Here is a 15,880-nt window from a genome sequence, read left to right as displayed (position 1 = left end):
CGCGATCGGCGGCAGCGTCTCGGGGCGCGGCCGCTGCAACGGCCGCACCGTCGGCCCGCCCACGTCCGGGCCAGGCCGCAGCCCCGGTGTCACCGTATCCGGATCGGGTCGCAAGCCCGGCGTCACCGTATCCGGATCAGGACGCAGACCCGGCGTCACCGTGTCCGGATCAGGACGCAGGCCCGGCGTCACCGTATCCGGGTCAGGCCGCAGACCCGGCGTCACCGTGTCCGGATCAGGCCGCAAGCCCGGCGTCACCGTGTCCGGATCAGGACGCAAGCCCGGCGTCACCGTGTCCGGATCAGGACGCAGTCCCGGCGTCACCGTATCCGGGTCAGGCCGCAGACCCGGCGTCACCGTATCCGGATCAGGTCGCAAGCCCGGCGTCACCGTATCCGGATCAGGTCGCAAGCCCGGCGTCACCGTGTCAGGATCAGGCCGCAGACCCGGCGTCACCGTATCAGGATCAGGCCGCAAGCCCGGCGTCACCGTATCGGGATCAGGGCGCAGCCCCGGCGTCACCGTATCGGGATCAGGACGCAGCCCCGGCGTCACCGTGTCCGGATCAGGCCGCAGTCCCGGCGTCACCGTATCCGGATCAGGACGCAAGCCCGGCGTTACCGTATCCGGGTCAGGCCGCAGGCCCGGCGTCACTGTATCCGGATCAGGCCGCAGACCCGGCGTTACCGTATCCGGATCAGGCCGCAGTCCCGGCGTCACCGTGTCCGGATCAGGCCGCAGACCCGGCGTCACCGTATCAGGATCAGGACGCAGCCCCGGCGTCACCGTGTCCGGATCAGGCCGCAGGCCCGGCGTTACCGTATCCGGATCAGGCCGCAGTCCCGGCGTTACCGTATCAGGATCAGGCCGCAGGCCCGGCGTTACCGTATCAGGATCAGGCCGCAGGCCCGGCGTTACCGTATCAGGATCAGGCCGCAGGCCCGGCGTTACCGTATCAGGATCAGGCCGCAGGCCCGGCGTCACCGTATCAGGATCAGGCCGTATTTCGGGTGTTGGCGTATCAGGGTCCGGGCGCACTTCCGGCGTCACCGTATCGGGGTCTGGTCGCGCCTCCGGCGTAATGGGAACGGGCACTGGCCGCAGTTCGGGCGTGACGATTTCGGGATCGGGTTGCCGTTCCGGGGTCACCGTGTCGGGGTCAGGCCGCAGCCCTGGCGTCACCGTATCGGGGTTCGGACGCAGCTCCGGCGTCACGGTCTCGGGCAAGGGCCGCAATCCGGGCGTGATCAAATCCGGATTGGGGCGCAACCCCGGCGTTACCGTATCCGGCAAGGGGCGCAGCCCCGGCGTCACCGTATCCGGGTTCGGCCGCAATTCCGGCGTCACCAGATCGGGCAGTTCCGGGTCGGGCCGGTTCCAGTGATCGGGGAAATTGATGCCGCCCGGATGCTGGTCGGCGGAATCGACGAAATTGTCATATTCCGCATATTCGGTGCGGATATGGGCGAACAGATTATGGGTGCCGCCATTTTCCCGCACGATGGGCGATACCGTCAGGTGCAGGCCGGTATCGGGCTGGGTCCAACTGTCCACCCGCTCCCCGGTCTCGGGAAAGACGACGAAAAACTCGCCCGGATCGACGCCGGACAGCCACACCGAATGGTCCTTGCCCTCGGTCCAGCCCAGGAAGATGATCCGCCCCGCCGGCGTCTCGCTCTGGGCCATGGCCCCGGTCGTCGCCAATGCCATGCCCGCGACGCTGCCCGCCACGCTCAGGACGCCCGCATGCCAATGGAGCCGCCAATAGGTCATGCCCCGTTTCTACGTGCGATCCCATAGCCGCGGCCATCCATGGAAACCCCGAGACAGGCCGAGACGCGCCCGCAGCCGAACCAGAAACGCCCTTCGGCCGGCGCAGCGCGCCATCGTCCACGCCCGGCCATCTTCCCCTGGCCGCTCCCCCTTCCTATCTTGCCTCCCGACCGGGCAACGCCCCTTGCCCCCACGGAACAAATCTGGAACAACGCCCCCATGAGTCTGACCCACATTCCGAAGCAGAGGTTTACCGAATGCTGACCCACATCAGCGTCCGCGGCGCGCGTGAGCACAACCTCAAGGGCGTCGATGTCGATCTGCCCCGCGACAGCCTGATCGTCATCACCGGCCTCTCGGGCTCGGGCAAGTCCAGCCTCGCCTTCGACACCATCTATGCCGAGGGGCAGCGCCGCTATGTGGAGTCGCTCTCCGCCTATGCGCGCCAGTTCCTGGAGATGATGCAGAAGCCCGATGTCGAGCATATCGAGGGCCTCTCCCCCGCCATCTCGATCGAGCAGAAGACCACCAGCCGCAACCCGCGCTCCACGGTCGCGACCGTCACCGAGATATACGACTATATGCGCCTGCTCTGGGCGCGCGTCGGCATCCCCTATTCGCCCGCCACCGGTGAGCCGATCAGCGCGCAAACTGTCTCGCAGATGGTCGACCGCGTCGCGCTCCTGCCCGAAGGCACGCGCTTCTACCTGCTCGCCCCCGTGGTGCGCGGGCGGAAGGGCGAGTATAAGAAGGAACTGACCGAGTGGCAGAAGGCGGGCTACACCCGCGTCCGCATCGACGGCGAACTCTACCTGATCGAGGACGCCCCCGCCCTCGACAAGAAATATAAGCATGACATCGAGGTCGTGGTCGATCGCCTGGCGGTCAATGCCGACATGGCCACCCGCCTCGCCGACAGTTTCGAGCAGGCGCTCAAACTCGCCGACGGCCTCGCCTTTGTCGACCTGGCCGAGGGCGTCGTCCCCGGCCGCGAGGATGAAGCGCAATCCGCGGGCAAGATGAAGAATGCCGGCATCCCCGCCAACCGCATCGTCTTTTCCGAGAAATTCGCCTGCCCGGTCAGCGGCTTCACCATTCCCGAGATCGAGCCGCGCCTCTTCTCCTTCAACGCCCCCATGGGCGCCTGCCCGGCCTGCGATGGCCTGGGCGAGCGGCAGGAGTTCGACCCCGAACTGGTCGTCCCCAACGAAGCCCTATCGCTCAAGAAGGGCGCCGTCGTCCCCTGGGCCAAGTCCAACCCGCCCAGCCCTTACTATATGCAGGTGCTCGGCTCCCTCGCCAAGGAGTTCGGCTTCTCCCTCGACGCCCCCTGGGCCGATCTGCCGGGCGAAGTGAAGCTCATCATCCTCCACGGCACCGGGGGCAAGCCTGTCACCCTGCGCTTCGTCGACGGCAAGAAGAGCTATGAGGTGAAGAAGCCGTTCGAGGGCGTGATCGGCAACCTCAACCGCCGCCTGCTCCAGACCGAAAGCGCCTGGATGCGCGAGGAACTGAGCAAGTACCAGACCGCCATGCCCTGCGAGACCTGCCACGGCGCGCGCTTGAAGCCCGAGGCGCTCGCGGTCAAGATCGCCGGCGAGGACATTAGCGTCTCCACCCGCCGCTCGGTGGTGGACGCGCTCGCCTTCTTCACCGCGATGCCCGACGCGCTCAATGAGCAGCAGAACCAGATCGCCCGCGCCATCCTCAAGGAAATTGTCGAGCGGCTCGGCTTCCTCAACAATGTCGGCCTCGACTATCTGAACCTCGACCGCACATCAGGCACCCTGTCGGGCGGCGAAAGCCAGCGCATCCGCCTCGCCAGCCAGATCGGCTCGGGCCTGTCGGGCGTCCTCTACGTCCTCGACGAACCCTCGATCGGCCTGCACCAGCGCGACAATGACCGGCTGCTCGTCACCCTGAAACGCCTAAGAGACCTCGGCAACAGCGTCATCGTCGTCGAGCATGACGAGGATGCGATCCGCGCCGCCGACTATATTGTCGACATGGGGCCGGGCGCCGGCGTCCATGGCGGCACCATCGTTGCGCAGGGCACCCTGCCCGAACTCTTGGCGCACAAGGACAGCCTGACCGCGGACTATCTCAACGGCACCCGCCGCATCGAAGTCCCGGCCAAGCGCCGCAAGGGCTCGGGCAAGAAGCTCACCGTCCACAATGCCCGCGCCAACAACCTGACCGGCGTCACCGCCAGCATCCCGCTCGGCACCTTCACCTGCATCACCGGCGTGTCGGGATCGGGCAAGTCCAGCTTCACCATCGACACCCTCTACGCCGCCAGCGCCCGCACCCTCAACGGTGCCCGCATCGTCGCCGGCCCGCATGACAAGATCACGGGCCTGGAACATTGCGACAAGGTGATCGACATCGACCAGTCGCCGATCGGCCGCACCCCGCGCTCCAACCCGGCCACCTATACCGGCGCCTTCACCAATATCCGCGACTGGTTCGCCGGCCTGCCCGAAGCGCAGGCGCGCGGCTACAAGCCCGGCCGCTTCTCCTTCAACGTCAAGGGCGGCCGCTGCGAAGCCTGCCAGGGCGACGGCGTGCTCAAGATCGAGATGCACTTCCTCCCCGACGTCTATGTCACCTGCGACGTCTGCCACGGCGCCCGCTACAATCGCGAGACGCTGGAGGTGAAGTTCAAGGGGATGAGCATCGCCGACGTGCTCGACATGACGGTCGAGGATGCGGTCGAATTCTTCAAGGCCGTGCCGCCGATCCGCGACAAGATGGCGATGCTCGCCGAAGTCGGCCTTGGCTATATCAAGGTCGGCCAGCAGGCCACCACCCTGTCGGGCGGCGAAGCCCAGCGCGTCAAGCTCGCCAAGGAATTGTCGCGCCGCGCCACCGGCAACACCCTCTATATCCTCGACGAACCCACCACCGGCCTGCATTTCGAGGATGTCCGCAAGCTGCTGGAAGTCCTCCACGCCCTGGTCGAACAGGGCAACAGCGTCGTGGTGATCGAACATAATCTCGATGTCATCAAGACGGCGGATTATATCATCGACATGGGACCGGAAGGCGGCGTGAAAGGCGGCGAAGTCGTCGCGCAAGGCACGCCGGAGCAGGTCGTGAAGGAACCGCGCAGCTTTACCGGGCGCTATCTGGCGCCGTTACTGGGGCTGGAGGCCGTGGCGGCGGAGTGACTCCCATCCTTTTTTGAGCAAGTAACGCTTTACTGTGGAGCAGGATGATGCATTGATATTGGATCACGGCCTGGGGGATGATGATGCACCTTCCGACACTTTTCTCTGCGTATTTTAATATACCGCCTGAAAAACTTGACGATGCCGGGCTTATAGATCCATTTGTCGATCTTGACCTTCCCCTATTCATTGATCCATTGCTTCTAGAAAAATCCTCAAACTCGATTATCGCGAGTGAAGGTATCGATGCATTTAGGACGCATTTTGAAGTCCTCGTGCGACTACTTACCGTATCAGAGAAGGAAGGAGACACTGCTTGGCGCACTGCTGAGAAGCACCTCAGCCTTAAAGAACCACCAGAAAATGGTTTGGGTTATGGCCGACGAGGGCGATCAGGAAACTCGCGGCCAAGTCGCATTAGATTGCAAGTCTTACGCACGACTAAAGACATCATTAAAGTCGGCTCTAAAGACCCTGAACTGATATCGCTCATGAGCTTTTTGGAAGAGGATGTAGGTTCTGATACTATCAGCGACCTGACAACTCGCGCGTTGAGCGATCAACTCTGTCAGTTGACCAGTGATTTTTGCGCTAACCTCGGCATCCCAATCAATAAATCAGACGACCTCGGCTACTCCTTGCCCACGTATGAAGCTCCAGATGGCCGGTTGAAGCCAATGGTCCTGATCCCGAAAGACATCGTTAGAGACCTTCCTGTTACCGATAGTTGGGCAGATGTTTGGGAGGCAACTCAACACAATGTCGCGTTGCGAGACAAGGTAAACAAGCTGCTCGGCGGCATCGCCCAACCCACTATAAAAGAGCAAAAAGCGGCAGTTCGCTCCGCAGTTTTGCAATCTTCAACTATCTTTGAGCAATTTCTCAATGCCGTCAAAAGCGCTGCATCATCTTACGACCAGAACGAAGATATCTTTGGATTCTACCGTTTCAGAGACGCATTAATAAACAATAAAATTATCACGAAAACTGTGCCCTACGATATCAAAAAGGGACCAAACGAAATCCACAAGATTGTTTTAGATGCCGTTGGGGCATTTCAACATCACGTTGAAAAAGGCAATCTTTGGGAAGCACTTTGGGCAGATAACACGCCAAAAAGGGAGCGCGCATCTCAGTTAATATTTTACGCAATCGCAGATGCTTATTGCAAAGCTCACGATATCGACCTCAGCGCTGAGCCAAATATGGGCGGTGGCCCGGTAGATTTCAAATTTTCTACCGGCTATACTGCACGAGTCTTAGTAGAGATGAAAAGATCCAGCGGGACAGTTGAACATGGCTACAATAAACAATTAGAATTTTACAAAGATGCAGCGAAGTCGGAATTTGCGATATTTGTTGTAATAGATTATGGCGATGGGCATATTAAGATTAAAAACATTGAAAAAGTTCGAGATGAGAAAATTTCTCGGGGTGAGCGAGCATCTGACATAATTGTGATCGACGCCGGTAAGAAACTTTCTGCAAGCAAAAGAAAATAGTTCCCTTGGTATGGCCTGATCTATCGCGACGTTATGGCCTCAGATTGGCATAGCCCTGCATTTTTGATAGGCTTTCTCCATGACGAAGCTCACGCCCATCGAGTCCGAATTTGCGACGACCGAGGAGGCCGCCGCCTATGACGCTTGGTTCAAGGCGGAGGTTGAGGCGAGCCTGGCCGATCCCCGGCCGGGCGTGCCACATGATCAGGTAATGGCCGAACTGCGCGCGATCATCGACGCCAAGAAGGCCCGGCAAGGCTGATGCCACACATCATCTGGCGCGAGAGAGCGCGGGAAGACGTGCGCACTATCATCGACTATATTTCTGATCGCAATCCGACGGCTGCGCTGCGCCTGGCCGACCTGTTCGCCCAAGTCGCAGAACAATTGGTCTATCATCCCCATATGCACCGCAACGGGCGCGTTCCCGACACGCGCGAAGCGATCGTCACACCCAACTATATCCTCATCTATCGGGTCGGCACCGAAGCGATCGAAATCCTGAACGTCAAGCACACCCGCCAGCAATATCCCTGATCGTCGTAGCAACCGCTACGCAGGAATTGGTCTCCAGTGCGTCCAGACGGAGCCGAAAAGGGCGTCTTTCGAGTAACGAAGCGCAGCGTACTTCAAGTACGTGAGCACCGGAACGCAGAAAGGCGCGCTTTGCAGGCCCGGATGGGCGCACTGGTGGCCAATTCCTATTCCGCTGTCCTACACCCCGCCTTTCTGCCTACCCTTCCGGCAACGCGTCCTCTTTCCCTGAAAGGGCCTTGCCATGTCCTGCACATTCCCGCCGATCACGCCGCCCCTGCCGGACACCATGCCCACGCCCGATCCGCAGCGGCGGGTCGATGGCTGGAGCCCGGCGCGCCAGCGGCGCTTCCTGGAGATACTCGCCGCCACCGGCGTCATCATGCTCGCCTGCGAAGGGGTGCACATCACCGCGCGCTCGGCCTATACACTGCGTATCCGCCATGACGGCGCCGCCTTTCGCCTCGGCTGGGACGCCGCGATCCTGATCGCCCGCGCCCGCCTTGCCGACGATCTCCTGTCGCGCGCGATCATGGGCAGCGAGGAGACGATCCGCAAGGATCCCGACAATTACGAAGTCCGCCGCCACCGCCATGACAATCGCCTCGCCATGTCGATGCTCGCGCGGCTCGATCGCATGGCCGACAGCCCGCCCGAAGGGTCGGATGCCGCGCTCGCCCGCGTCGTCGCCCAGGATTTCACCGCCTATCTCGACCTCATCTGCCCGGCCGAAGAGGCCGACAAGGAATCCGAACTGATCGGCCTGCCCCGCACGGGAATGGAACATATGGCCCGCCAGATGGCCGACGCCCGCCTGCTCAACGGCGACCAGCCCGAGACACCCGAACCCGTCGCACCGGAAGCGGCAACCGCCCTCGCCCCCGCCGCCTCGGTAGCGCTCTTCATCGCCGCCCGGCTGGCGCTCCAGCCCGGTGCGAAGCGCCCACCTGTCCAGCCCGGCATCTCGCCCTTTTCCGACCGCAATGAACGGTGTGAACTTCGCCCCCATATCCACCGCGCCGACCTGCCGCCGGAGGAGGCCGCGACCCGTTTGCGCGGCGTCTGGTGGGATGAGGATCGCGAGCAATTGCGCACCGATTACCCCGCCCCGCCCGACTTCACCGGCGACCAGAGCGGGGATTATTACGATATCGACGATTATGACCGCACCCTGACGCAAGCCGAGGAGGCCGCCTATGCCGCGGAGCTGGAGGCGCAGGCCCGCCCCTATGAGGAAGCCGCCACCCGCGCCCGCGACGCCCGTTTCGGCTTCGCGCCGGGCAGCGACGAGGAAATCGCCGTCCTGGAAGCGGCCGGTTACGAGCTGCTGAGCGAGGATGAGGAAGACGAGGAGGAAGAGGAGGACGCGGCGGCAGACCCCGCCGAAACGGCCAGCGATTTGCCAGGACGCCGGCAATGCCGTACAAGGGCGCTGCTATAGTCGCAAATCGACGGTCTTCGGCGCTTTGCGGCACCTATCTCCCTCTTTCCCTGCCCCTCTAGCGACCCGGCGTGCCCGCCATGGGTCCGCCGCATGAAAGAAGGAAATATCATGAGCAGCATCACCGGAACCGTGAAGTTCTTCAACGCCGACAAGGGCTATGGCTTCATCGAGCCCGACACCGGCGGCCAGGACGCGTTCGTCCACATCAGCGCGGTCGAGCGCGCCGGCCTCGCCACCCTGCGCGAGAAGGACCGCGTGTCCTATGACCTGGAGCAGGACAAGCGCGGCAAGATGGCCGCGGTGAACATCGCCCACGCCGAATAATCGGCCGATAAGCGAATGATCGGGCCGGGCGCCATCTCACCGTGGCGCCCGATCCCGGTCAGATATAATCCTCGGCAATGCTGGCGCCCAGCAAGATCAGGTTCGCCGCGATCAGCATCGCCATGTTCGCGCGCCGGCTCCGCACCCGCAGCAGCGCGACCAGCAGGGTCAGCAGCCCCACCAGCCCGCCCAGCAGGATCGGCGCGGCATAGGGGGCAAGCGGCCCGGCGGGGGCTTCGGCCACCGGCCTCACCTCTTCCAGCACGCCCTGGCCGATCGTGACCGCGACATTGGCCAGCAGCAGCCCGCCGATCACCATCCGCTTCTGCCGGTCATACCAGTCGTCGAAATCGGGCCATTGTTCCGGCTCGTCGGGAAAGATCAGCGACGCGGCGAGATGATAGACGCCCACGATCGCCAGCACCACGACCAGCGTCAGATAGCTCGCATCCATCTGGTCCCGCATGATATAGGCGCTGCCCCAGAAGCTGGTGAGGTCCAGCAGCACGAACAGCCCCAGCAGCGGCGTCAGCCAGCCGATCCGCACCGGCTTGGCGGTCCGCTTGAGCTTGAGCGCGCGGGCAAAGCCGCCCAGCACCTCGGCGATCGCCAGCCCCAGCAGCAACCCGAACACCGCGAACACCAGATCGAATGCCGACATTGCCACCCCCTTGTCACGGCGGCCCCCGCCACCGTCCGTCGCAAGACTAGCAAGGCCTGTCGCGGACGCAATCATGCTCGGAACCCTTGCCGCCGACGCCGGTTCTTTTCCCCGACTGGCAACCAAGGAGTTCCCCATGATCCGCACCCTGATTTTCGGCGCCATCGCCGGCTATGTCGGCAAGAAGCTCTATGACGAGGGCAAGCTGACCGAGTTCAAGGACGACCTCGTCGCCCGCTACAGCGAAGCCAAGGCCAAGCTGGAGGACCAGCGCATCCAGGACAGCCCGGCCCCGGTCGTCACCCCGGCCACGGCTAGCGGCGCCTCGCCCCTGGCGCACTGACGCCCATCCTCTCGGCGGCGCGCCATCTCGACGCGCCGTTGATGCCGTCCGCTCGCTGCCGCACTCCCCTCTCGATGGCAGCGGCGGGCGGTTTCGCGTTTCTGATCAGTATCTTGGCGCAACCTTCGCGCCGCTTGCGGGTTCTCCTCCCGACAGGGAAAAGAAGAGGAGACTATCCCGTGCGTACCCCCATAATGGCGCTTGCCGCCCTTGCCATGCTCCCGCTCGGCGCCTGCGCCTCGGACAATTATGGCGGCGGCTATGGCTATGACCGCCCCGGCGGCTACAACCGTCCGCCCGGCGGCCGTGACCGCGACCGGGATCGCCGCCCGCCGCGCCGCCATCTCGGCGACAATGACCAGATCTACCGCGACCGCGACGGCCGCTATTATTGCAAGCGGGATGACGGCACCACCGGCACCATCGTCGGCGCCCTTGCCGGCGGCGTGCTCGGCAATGTCATCGCTCCCGGCGGCTCCAAGACGCTCGGCACCATCCTGGGCGGTGCCGGCGGCGCCCTTGCCGGTCGGGCCATCGACAAGAACGACATCAACTGCGAATAGCCCGCACAGAAAAAGGGCGTGGGGATCACTCCCCACGCCCTTTCCTACTCAAGCCAAATCAGCTTACAGCTTGCCGGTCAGTTCCGGCACCACCTTGAACAGGTCACCGACCAGGCCGATGTCGGCCACCTGGAAGATCGGCGCATCCTCGTCCTTGTTGATGGCGACGATGGTCTTGCTGTCCTTCATGCCGGCCAGATGCTGGATCGCGCCAGAGATGCCGACCGCGATATAGACTTCCGGGGCGACGATCTTGCCGGTCTGGCCGACCTGATAGTCGTTGGGGACATACCCAGCGTCGACCGCAGCGCGCGAGGCACCGACCGCCGCGCCCAGCTTGTCGGCCAGCGGCATGATATATTCCTCGAAGGTCGGACCGTCCTTCAGCGCGCGGCCACCCGACACGATGATCTTGGCGCTGGTCAGCTCGGGGCGTTCCAGCTTGGCGATCTCGGCGCCGACGAAAGAGGAAATGCCCTTGTCGCCGGTCGAGGCCACAGCTTCCACCGCACCATTGCCGCCTTCTTTGGCCGCCTTTTCAAAGGCCGTTCCGCGAACGGTGATGACCTTCTTGGCGTCCTTCGACTTGACCGTGGCAATCGCGTTGCCGGCATAGATCGGGCGGGTGAAGGTATCTTCGCTCTCGACCGACAGAATGTCGCTGATCTGCATCACGTCCAGCAGGGCGGCGACGCGCGGCGCGATATTCTTGCCGTTGCTGGTGGCCGGCGCGACGAACGCGTCATGATGGCCCATCAGTTCGACGATCAGCGGCGCGACATTCTCTGCCAGCGCATGGCCAAAGGCCGCGTCGTCGGCGACATGGACCTTGCCCACGCCGGCGATCTTGGCGGCTTCGGCGGCAACGCCGTCGACGCCCTGGCCAGCGACCAACAGATGGACTTCGCCCAGCTTGGCTGCAGCGGTCACGGCGGAAAGGGTCGCGTCCTTGACGGCGCCGCCCTCATGTTCAACCCAAACGAGCGTCTTCGTCATGCTGCAACTCCCAGAGCCTTGAGCTTGGCCACCAGTTCATCGACATCGGCAACCTTGATGCCGGCCGAGCGCTTGGGCGGTTCGGAGACCTTGAGCGTCTCCAGACGGGCGGCGATGTCGACGCCGTAATCAGCCGGGGTCTTGTTCGCCAGCGGCTTGGACTTGGCCTTCATGATGTTCGGCAGCGACGCATAGCGCGGCTCGTTGAGGCGCAGGTCGGTGGTGATGATCGCCGGGGTGTTGAGCTTCACCGTCTCCAGGCCGCCATCGACTTCGCGGGTGACGTTGACCTTGTCGCCCTCTACCTCGACCTTGCTGGCAAAGGTGCCCTGCGGCAGGTTCAGCAGCGCGGCGAGCATCTGGCCGGTCTGGTTGCTGTCATCGTCGATCGCCTGCTTGCCCAGGATGATCAGGCCAGCGCCTTCCTCTTCCTGAACCTTGGCGAGCAGCTTGGCAACGCCCAGCGGTTCGACTTCGTCATCGGTCTGGATCAGGATGGCGCGGTCCGCGCCCATCGCCAACGCCGTGCGCAGCGTTTCCTGCGCCTTGGCGACGCCGATCGATACCGCCACGACCTCGGTCGCCGCGCCCTTTTCCTTCAGGCGAATGGCTTCCTCGACGGCGATCTCGTCGAACGGGTTCATGCTCATCTTGACGTTGGCCAGGTCCACGCCCGTGCCATCCGCCTTCACCCGCGGCTTCACATTGTAATCAATAACCCGCTTCACGGGCACAAGGATCTTCATTTCAACATCCTCCATTTTCACGCCATCGCCCGCCAACGCGAACACGGACGTGGGCGACCCGTTTCCAGGTCACCCACGCCCTATGGCGTATCTTCTCAGGTGATTAGGGGGCTCAGGCCGCCTTCCTCACTTCTGCCACGATCTTCTTGGCCGCATCGCCCAGATCGTCGGCGGGGACGATCGGCAGACCCGAATTGGCCAGAATGTCCTTGCCCTGCTGGACGTTGGTGCCTTCCAGGCGGACAACCAGCGGAACCGACAGGTTCACTTCCTTGGCAGCCTCGACGATGCCATTGGCAATGATGTCGCACTTCATGATGCCGCCGAAGATGTTGACCAGAATGCCCTTAACGGCCGGGTCCTTCAGGATGATCTTGAACGCCGCGGTCACCTTTTCGGTGGTGGCGCCGCCACCCACGTCCAGGAAGTTGGCGGGGAATTCGCCATTCAGCTTGATGATGTCCATGGTCGCCATGGCCAGGCCAGCGCCGTTCACCATGCAGCCGATGTTGCCGTCCAGCTTGATGTAGGCGAGGTCGTACTTCGACGCTTCGACTTCGGCCGCATCTTCCTCGGTCAGGTCGCGCAGTTCGGCGATGTCCTTGTGACGGAACATGGCGTTGCCGTCGAAACCGACCTTGGCGTCGAGGACGAGGAGGTTGCCCTGCTCGGTCAGCGCCAGCGGGTTGACTTCGATCTGCTCGGCGTCGGTGTCGAGGAACGCGGCGTAGAGCGACGCAGCAACCTTCGAAGCCTGCTTGGCGAGGTCGCCGGTCAGGCCGAGCGCAGCGGCAACGGCGCGGCCGTGGTGCGGCTGGAAGCCGGTGGCCGGATCGACCGAGAAGCTGTGGATCTTTTCGGGGGTCGAGTGGGCGACCTCTTCAATGTCCATGCCGCCTTCGGTCGACACGACGAAGGCGATGCGGCTGGTGGCGCGATCGACCAGCAACGCCAAGTAGAATTCCTTGGCGATGTCGGCGCCGTCGGTGATGTACAGACGATTGACCTGCTTGCCCGCTTCGCCGGTCTGGATGGTGACCAGCGTGTTGCCGAGCATGTCGGTGGCGTGGGCCTTCACCTCGTCCAGGTTGAAGGCGAGGCGGACGCCGCCCTTGGCTTCGGGGGCCAGTTCCTTGAACTTGCCCTTGCCGCGGCCACCAGCGTGGATCTGCGACTTCACGACATAGAGCGGCCCGGGCAGCTTCTTGGCGGCCTCGACGGCTTCCTCGACGGTGAAGGCAGCGTGACCGGCGGCGATCGGCGCGCCATACTTGGCGAGCAGTTCCTTCGCCTGATATTCGTGAATGTTCATGGGCTAGCCCGTCCTTTGTTCACAGGAAAACTGTTGAGGCGGGTTAAGCACAGGCGAGGAAGCAGGGCCAGAGCCATTTCGCAAAACGACTTTGCAAAATTGCAAAACCCTTGCGAAACCCGACCCTGCTTTATTGTGAAATCGGCGTCAGAAGGAGCAGTGAATGGCGGCCTTGCTGGTCACCAGGAAAATCTCCGGATCCTCCAGCGCACGGACTTTATAGAGGAGTTCATCCATGCTCATCTTGCCCATGTGCGACTTGTGGAGCGATGCGATCGACTGGAGCCGCCGCAACTGCACCAAACTGAGCCGATCAACCATGCGTTCGGCCATGCAGCCCGCCATTCGCGGCGAAAGACCAGCGTCGATCAATCCGGCACGCACACGTGATTCGGGGGAAACGCTGGCGCAGGAGGCCAGCAGAAGGGAGCCGGCGAGCGCGCCGATCGTTGCACGAAAAGATATGGTTGCCATGGGCATGGCCATGACAGCAGATGGCTGAACAGAGCCTAAATGCGCAGGACATCCAAAGGAGTTTGCATGGATCGGATATTTTCCGCCCTGTCGGCACGGATCGCCAGTTGGACCGGCCAGCCGCTCGCCTTCATCCTGGCGGTCGGCGTGGTATTGATCTGGGGCGTGACCGGCCCACTCTTTCATTATTCCGACACTTGGCAACTGGTGATCAATACCGGCACGACCATCGTAACCTTCCTGATGGTCTTCCTGATCCAGAATGCCCAGAACCGTGACGGCGCCGCGATCCAGGCCAAGCTCGACGAACTGATCCGTTCAATCGAGACTGCGCGCAACGACTTCATCGGCATCGAACATCTGACCGAAGCCGAACTGGAAAAGATCAAGAAGATATTGGAGCGCGAATGCGGTGCCGATGGCCCGCATCAGGAAGTTATCGATCGCCTGATTTCCCGTCGATAGCGCGATGGCGCAACGATCGGAGGATCAATGCGCCGGAATGATCAGCCTCTCCTGCTGCTCATTGCGTCTGCGATAGGCTTCGACCTGATCGATATAACCGCGTGCCAGCCCTTCATAGGCAGCGCGCCCCTCGGGCGATGCTGTTGCCTGCGCGTTGATCAGCGACATCTGCTGGCGGTGCAGCAGATAATTGACGTCCGTCTCCATCGGTTCGCCCTCCTCCCGTATTTTTCGAAAGTGCGGTCGGCGCGCTGACGCGAAGCGAGTCGCGGCAACGGCAAGGCGATAGTAGCATGAAGGTTAATGCTACGCGATTCCCCTCACCCTGCGCCCCGCGCGACTGATCGCGGTGTCGGCGCAAAACGCAGCACCGCATAACCGCACAGCGCGGACAGCAAGGATCCGCCAAGGATGCCGATCTTGGCCTCCTCGACCAGCAATGGCTGCCCCGGAAAGGCGAGCGCGCCGATGAACAGGCTCATGGTGAAGCCAATGCCGCACAACAGCGCCATGCCGTAAATCTGCACCCAGGTCGCCCCCGAAGGCCGCGCCGCGATGCCCAGTTTCTGCGCCAGCCAGATGCTGCCGAACACGCCCAGTTGCTTGCCAAGCAGCAGCCCGAGCGCCACGCCGATCGGCAAGGGGCTGAGCAGAGCGCCGATCGCTTCGCCATTGAGCGTGATGCCGGCATTGGCAAAGCCGAAGAGCGGCACGATCAGATAGGCGCTCCAGGGATGGATCAGATGTTCCAGGCGATGGAGCGGACTGTCCACCGCATCCGGCGCACCCGGCGTGCGATTGACCGGGATGGTGATGGCGGCGAGCACGCCCGCGATCGTGGCATGCACGCCCGACAGTAGCATCAGATACCAGAGCAGCAGGAAGCCGATGAGATAAGGTGCCAAGGCCCGCACGCCGACGCGGTTCATGCCGAACATGACCAGCAGGACGATAAAGGCGCCGGCCAAAGCCATGACATCCAGCCCCTGGCTATAGGCCAGCGCAATGATCGCGACCGCCCCCATGTCGTCGACGATCGCGACAGCCGTCAGGAACAGCTTGATCGATGCGGGAGCCCGCGATCCCAGCAGCGCCAGAACCCCGATCGCGAAGGCAATATCCGTGGCCGCCGGGATCGCCCAGCCGCGCGCCAGGGCCGGTTCCCCAGCCGTAACGGCCAGATAGACCAGCGCTGGCGCGATCATGCCCGCCCCCGCCGCGATGAAAGGCAGGCGCCGCCTCTCCCAGGTGGACAGTCCGCCATCGACGAACTCACGTTTGATCTCCAGCCCGACCAGCAGGAAGAAGATCGCCATCAGTCCGTCATTGACCCACAAATGGATCGTCGTGGGACCGAGCGCAGGAGCAAGCACCGGCCCCGTCACCATATGGAAGATGTCATGATAGACATGGCCGGCAGCACCCGGAAGATTCGCCATGATCATTGCGATCGCGGCCGAAATCATCAGCAAGACGCCACTGCCTGCTTCTCCCTTCAGGAAATTCCTGAGGGCGGACACGGGCCGTTCGGTCACGTCTCTTCTCCATAAGTGCTTGCCGGTATTGCCATTCT

At 62.9% G+C, this 15,880-nt stretch carries 16 protein-coding genes and 1 pseudogene; 9 read left to right on the top strand and 8 right to left on the bottom strand.

Features of this window, described 5'->3' with window-relative positions:
• Nucleotides 1-1,773, bottom strand: a pseudogene (locus A0U87_RS17635) (hypothetical protein); the annotation flags it as partial.
• A gap of 257 nt (nucleotides 1,774-2,030) precedes the next feature.
• Here A0U87_RS17635 and uvrA point away from each other — a divergent pair.
• The 6 genes from uvrA to A0U87_RS17605 all read left to right on the top strand — a co-directional run bounded on the left by uvrA (nucleotide 2,031) and on the right by A0U87_RS17605 (nucleotide 8,747).
• A complete protein-coding gene (uvrA, locus tag A0U87_RS17630; RefSeq protein ID WP_048939064.1) occupies nucleotides 2,031-4,943 on the top strand; it encodes an excinuclease ABC subunit UvrA in 2,913 nt (970 codons plus the stop codon).
• Between the two features lie 77 nt (nucleotides 4,944-5,020).
• Nucleotides 5,021-6,445, top strand: coding sequence for a hypothetical protein (locus A0U87_RS17625; RefSeq protein WP_048939063.1), 1,425 nt, complete (start codon nucleotides 5,021-5,023; stop codon nucleotides 6,443-6,445).
• 79 nt (nucleotides 6,446-6,524) lie between these two features.
• Nucleotides 6,525-6,707, top strand: a complete 183-nt coding sequence (locus A0U87_RS17620) for a hypothetical protein (protein ID WP_048939062.1) — start codon at nucleotides 6,525-6,527, stop codon at nucleotides 6,705-6,707.
• Nucleotides 6,707-6,982 carry a type II toxin-antitoxin system RelE/ParE family toxin gene (locus A0U87_RS17615; RefSeq protein WP_048939061.1) on the top strand — a complete coding sequence of 92 codons (276 nt, stop codon included), beginning with the start codon at nucleotides 6,707-6,709 and terminating at the stop codon, nucleotides 6,980-6,982. Before A0U87_RS17620 ends, A0U87_RS17615 begins: the two co-directional genes overlap by 1 nt.
• A gap of 241 nt (nucleotides 6,983-7,223) precedes the next feature.
• The gene (locus tag A0U87_RS17610) at nucleotides 7,224-8,420 is read left to right on the top strand and encodes a hypothetical protein (RefSeq protein ID WP_122927963.1); all 1,197 of its coding nucleotides are present in this window, start codon (nucleotides 7,224-7,226) and stop codon (nucleotides 8,418-8,420) included.
• A 111-nt stretch (nucleotides 8,421-8,531) separates the two neighbouring features.
• A complete protein-coding gene (locus A0U87_RS17605) occupies nucleotides 8,532-8,747 on the top strand; it encodes a cold-shock protein (protein ID WP_037512246.1) in 216 nt (71 codons plus the stop codon).
• Between the two features lie 58 nt (nucleotides 8,748-8,805).
• Here the strand turns inward: A0U87_RS17605 and A0U87_RS17600 are convergent, their stop codons facing one another.
• Entirely contained in the window at nucleotides 8,806-9,408 is a 603-nt protein-coding gene (locus tag A0U87_RS17600; protein WP_048939059.1) for a hypothetical protein, read from the bottom strand.
• A 136-nt stretch (nucleotides 9,409-9,544) separates the two neighbouring features.
• On the opposite strand from A0U87_RS17600, the gene A0U87_RS17595 reads away from it, so the two are divergent.
• Together A0U87_RS17595 and A0U87_RS17590 are read left to right on the top strand one after the other, a co-directional pair.
• Nucleotides 9,545-9,751: a hypothetical protein gene (locus A0U87_RS17595; RefSeq protein ID WP_122927962.1), complete on the top strand. Its 207-nt coding sequence runs from the start codon at nucleotides 9,545-9,547 to the stop codon at nucleotides 9,749-9,751.
• Between the two features lie 179 nt (nucleotides 9,752-9,930).
• A complete protein-coding gene (locus tag A0U87_RS17590) occupies nucleotides 9,931-10,314 on the top strand; it encodes a glycine zipper 2TM domain-containing protein (protein ID WP_029547555.1) in 384 nt (127 codons plus the stop codon).
• A 63-nt stretch (nucleotides 10,315-10,377) separates the two neighbouring features.
• Here the strand turns inward: A0U87_RS17590 and A0U87_RS17585 are convergent, their stop codons facing one another.
• The 4 genes from A0U87_RS17585 to A0U87_RS17570 all read right to left on the bottom strand — a co-directional run bounded on the left by A0U87_RS17585 (nucleotide 10,378) and on the right by A0U87_RS17570 (nucleotide 13,848).
• Nucleotides 10,378-11,310 carry an FAD-binding protein gene (locus A0U87_RS17585; RefSeq protein WP_037512249.1) on the bottom strand — a complete coding sequence of 311 codons (933 nt, stop codon included), beginning with the start codon at nucleotides 11,308-11,310 and terminating at the stop codon, nucleotides 10,378-10,380.
• Nucleotides 11,307-12,056, bottom strand: coding sequence for an electron transfer flavoprotein subunit beta/FixA family protein (locus A0U87_RS17580; RefSeq protein WP_004207731.1), 750 nt, complete (start codon nucleotides 12,054-12,056; stop codon nucleotides 11,307-11,309). The genes A0U87_RS17585 and A0U87_RS17580 overlap by 4 nt, the downstream gene beginning before the upstream one ends.
• Nucleotides 12,057-12,168: 112 nt before the next feature.
• On the bottom strand, nucleotides 12,169-13,368 hold the full coding sequence (gene sucC, locus A0U87_RS17575; RefSeq protein WP_004207732.1) for an ADP-forming succinate--CoA ligase subunit beta: 1,200 nt from the start codon (nucleotides 13,366-13,368) through the stop codon (nucleotides 12,169-12,171).
• Between the two features lie 147 nt (nucleotides 13,369-13,515).
• Complete coding sequence (locus A0U87_RS17570) at nucleotides 13,516-13,848, bottom strand: hypothetical protein (protein ID WP_234415770.1); 333 nt, start codon at nucleotides 13,846-13,848, stop codon at nucleotides 13,516-13,518.
• 60 nt (nucleotides 13,849-13,908) lie between these two features.
• Here A0U87_RS17570 and A0U87_RS17565 point away from each other — a divergent pair, with 60 nt between their 5' ends.
• Nucleotides 13,909-14,307 carry a low affinity iron permease family protein gene (locus tag A0U87_RS17565; protein WP_010336658.1) on the top strand — a complete coding sequence of 133 codons (399 nt, stop codon included), beginning with the start codon at nucleotides 13,909-13,911 and terminating at the stop codon, nucleotides 14,305-14,307.
• Between the two features lie 24 nt (nucleotides 14,308-14,331).
• Here A0U87_RS17565 and A0U87_RS17560 read toward each other — a convergent pair whose 3' ends face one another.
• Both A0U87_RS17560 and nhaA read right to left on the bottom strand, forming a co-directional pair.
• Nucleotides 14,332-14,514, bottom strand: a complete 183-nt coding sequence (locus A0U87_RS17560) for a hypothetical protein (RefSeq protein WP_010336659.1) — start codon at nucleotides 14,512-14,514, stop codon at nucleotides 14,332-14,334.
• 113 nt (nucleotides 14,515-14,627) lie between these two features.
• The gene (gene nhaA, locus A0U87_RS17555) at nucleotides 14,628-15,842 is read right to left on the bottom strand and encodes a Na+/H+ antiporter NhaA (protein WP_048939058.1); all 1,215 of its coding nucleotides are present in this window, start codon (nucleotides 15,840-15,842) and stop codon (nucleotides 14,628-14,630) included.
• Nucleotides 15,843-15,880 lie beyond the last annotated feature (38 nt).

This window comes from Sphingobium sp. MP9-4, from assembly GCF_005281675.1.
Classification (GTDB): Bacteria; Pseudomonadota; Alphaproteobacteria; order Sphingomonadales; family Sphingomonadaceae; genus Sphingobium; species Sphingobium yanoikuyae.
Note: the sequence above shows the minus strand (reverse complement) of the source record. Positions and strands in the feature narration are given on the sequence as shown.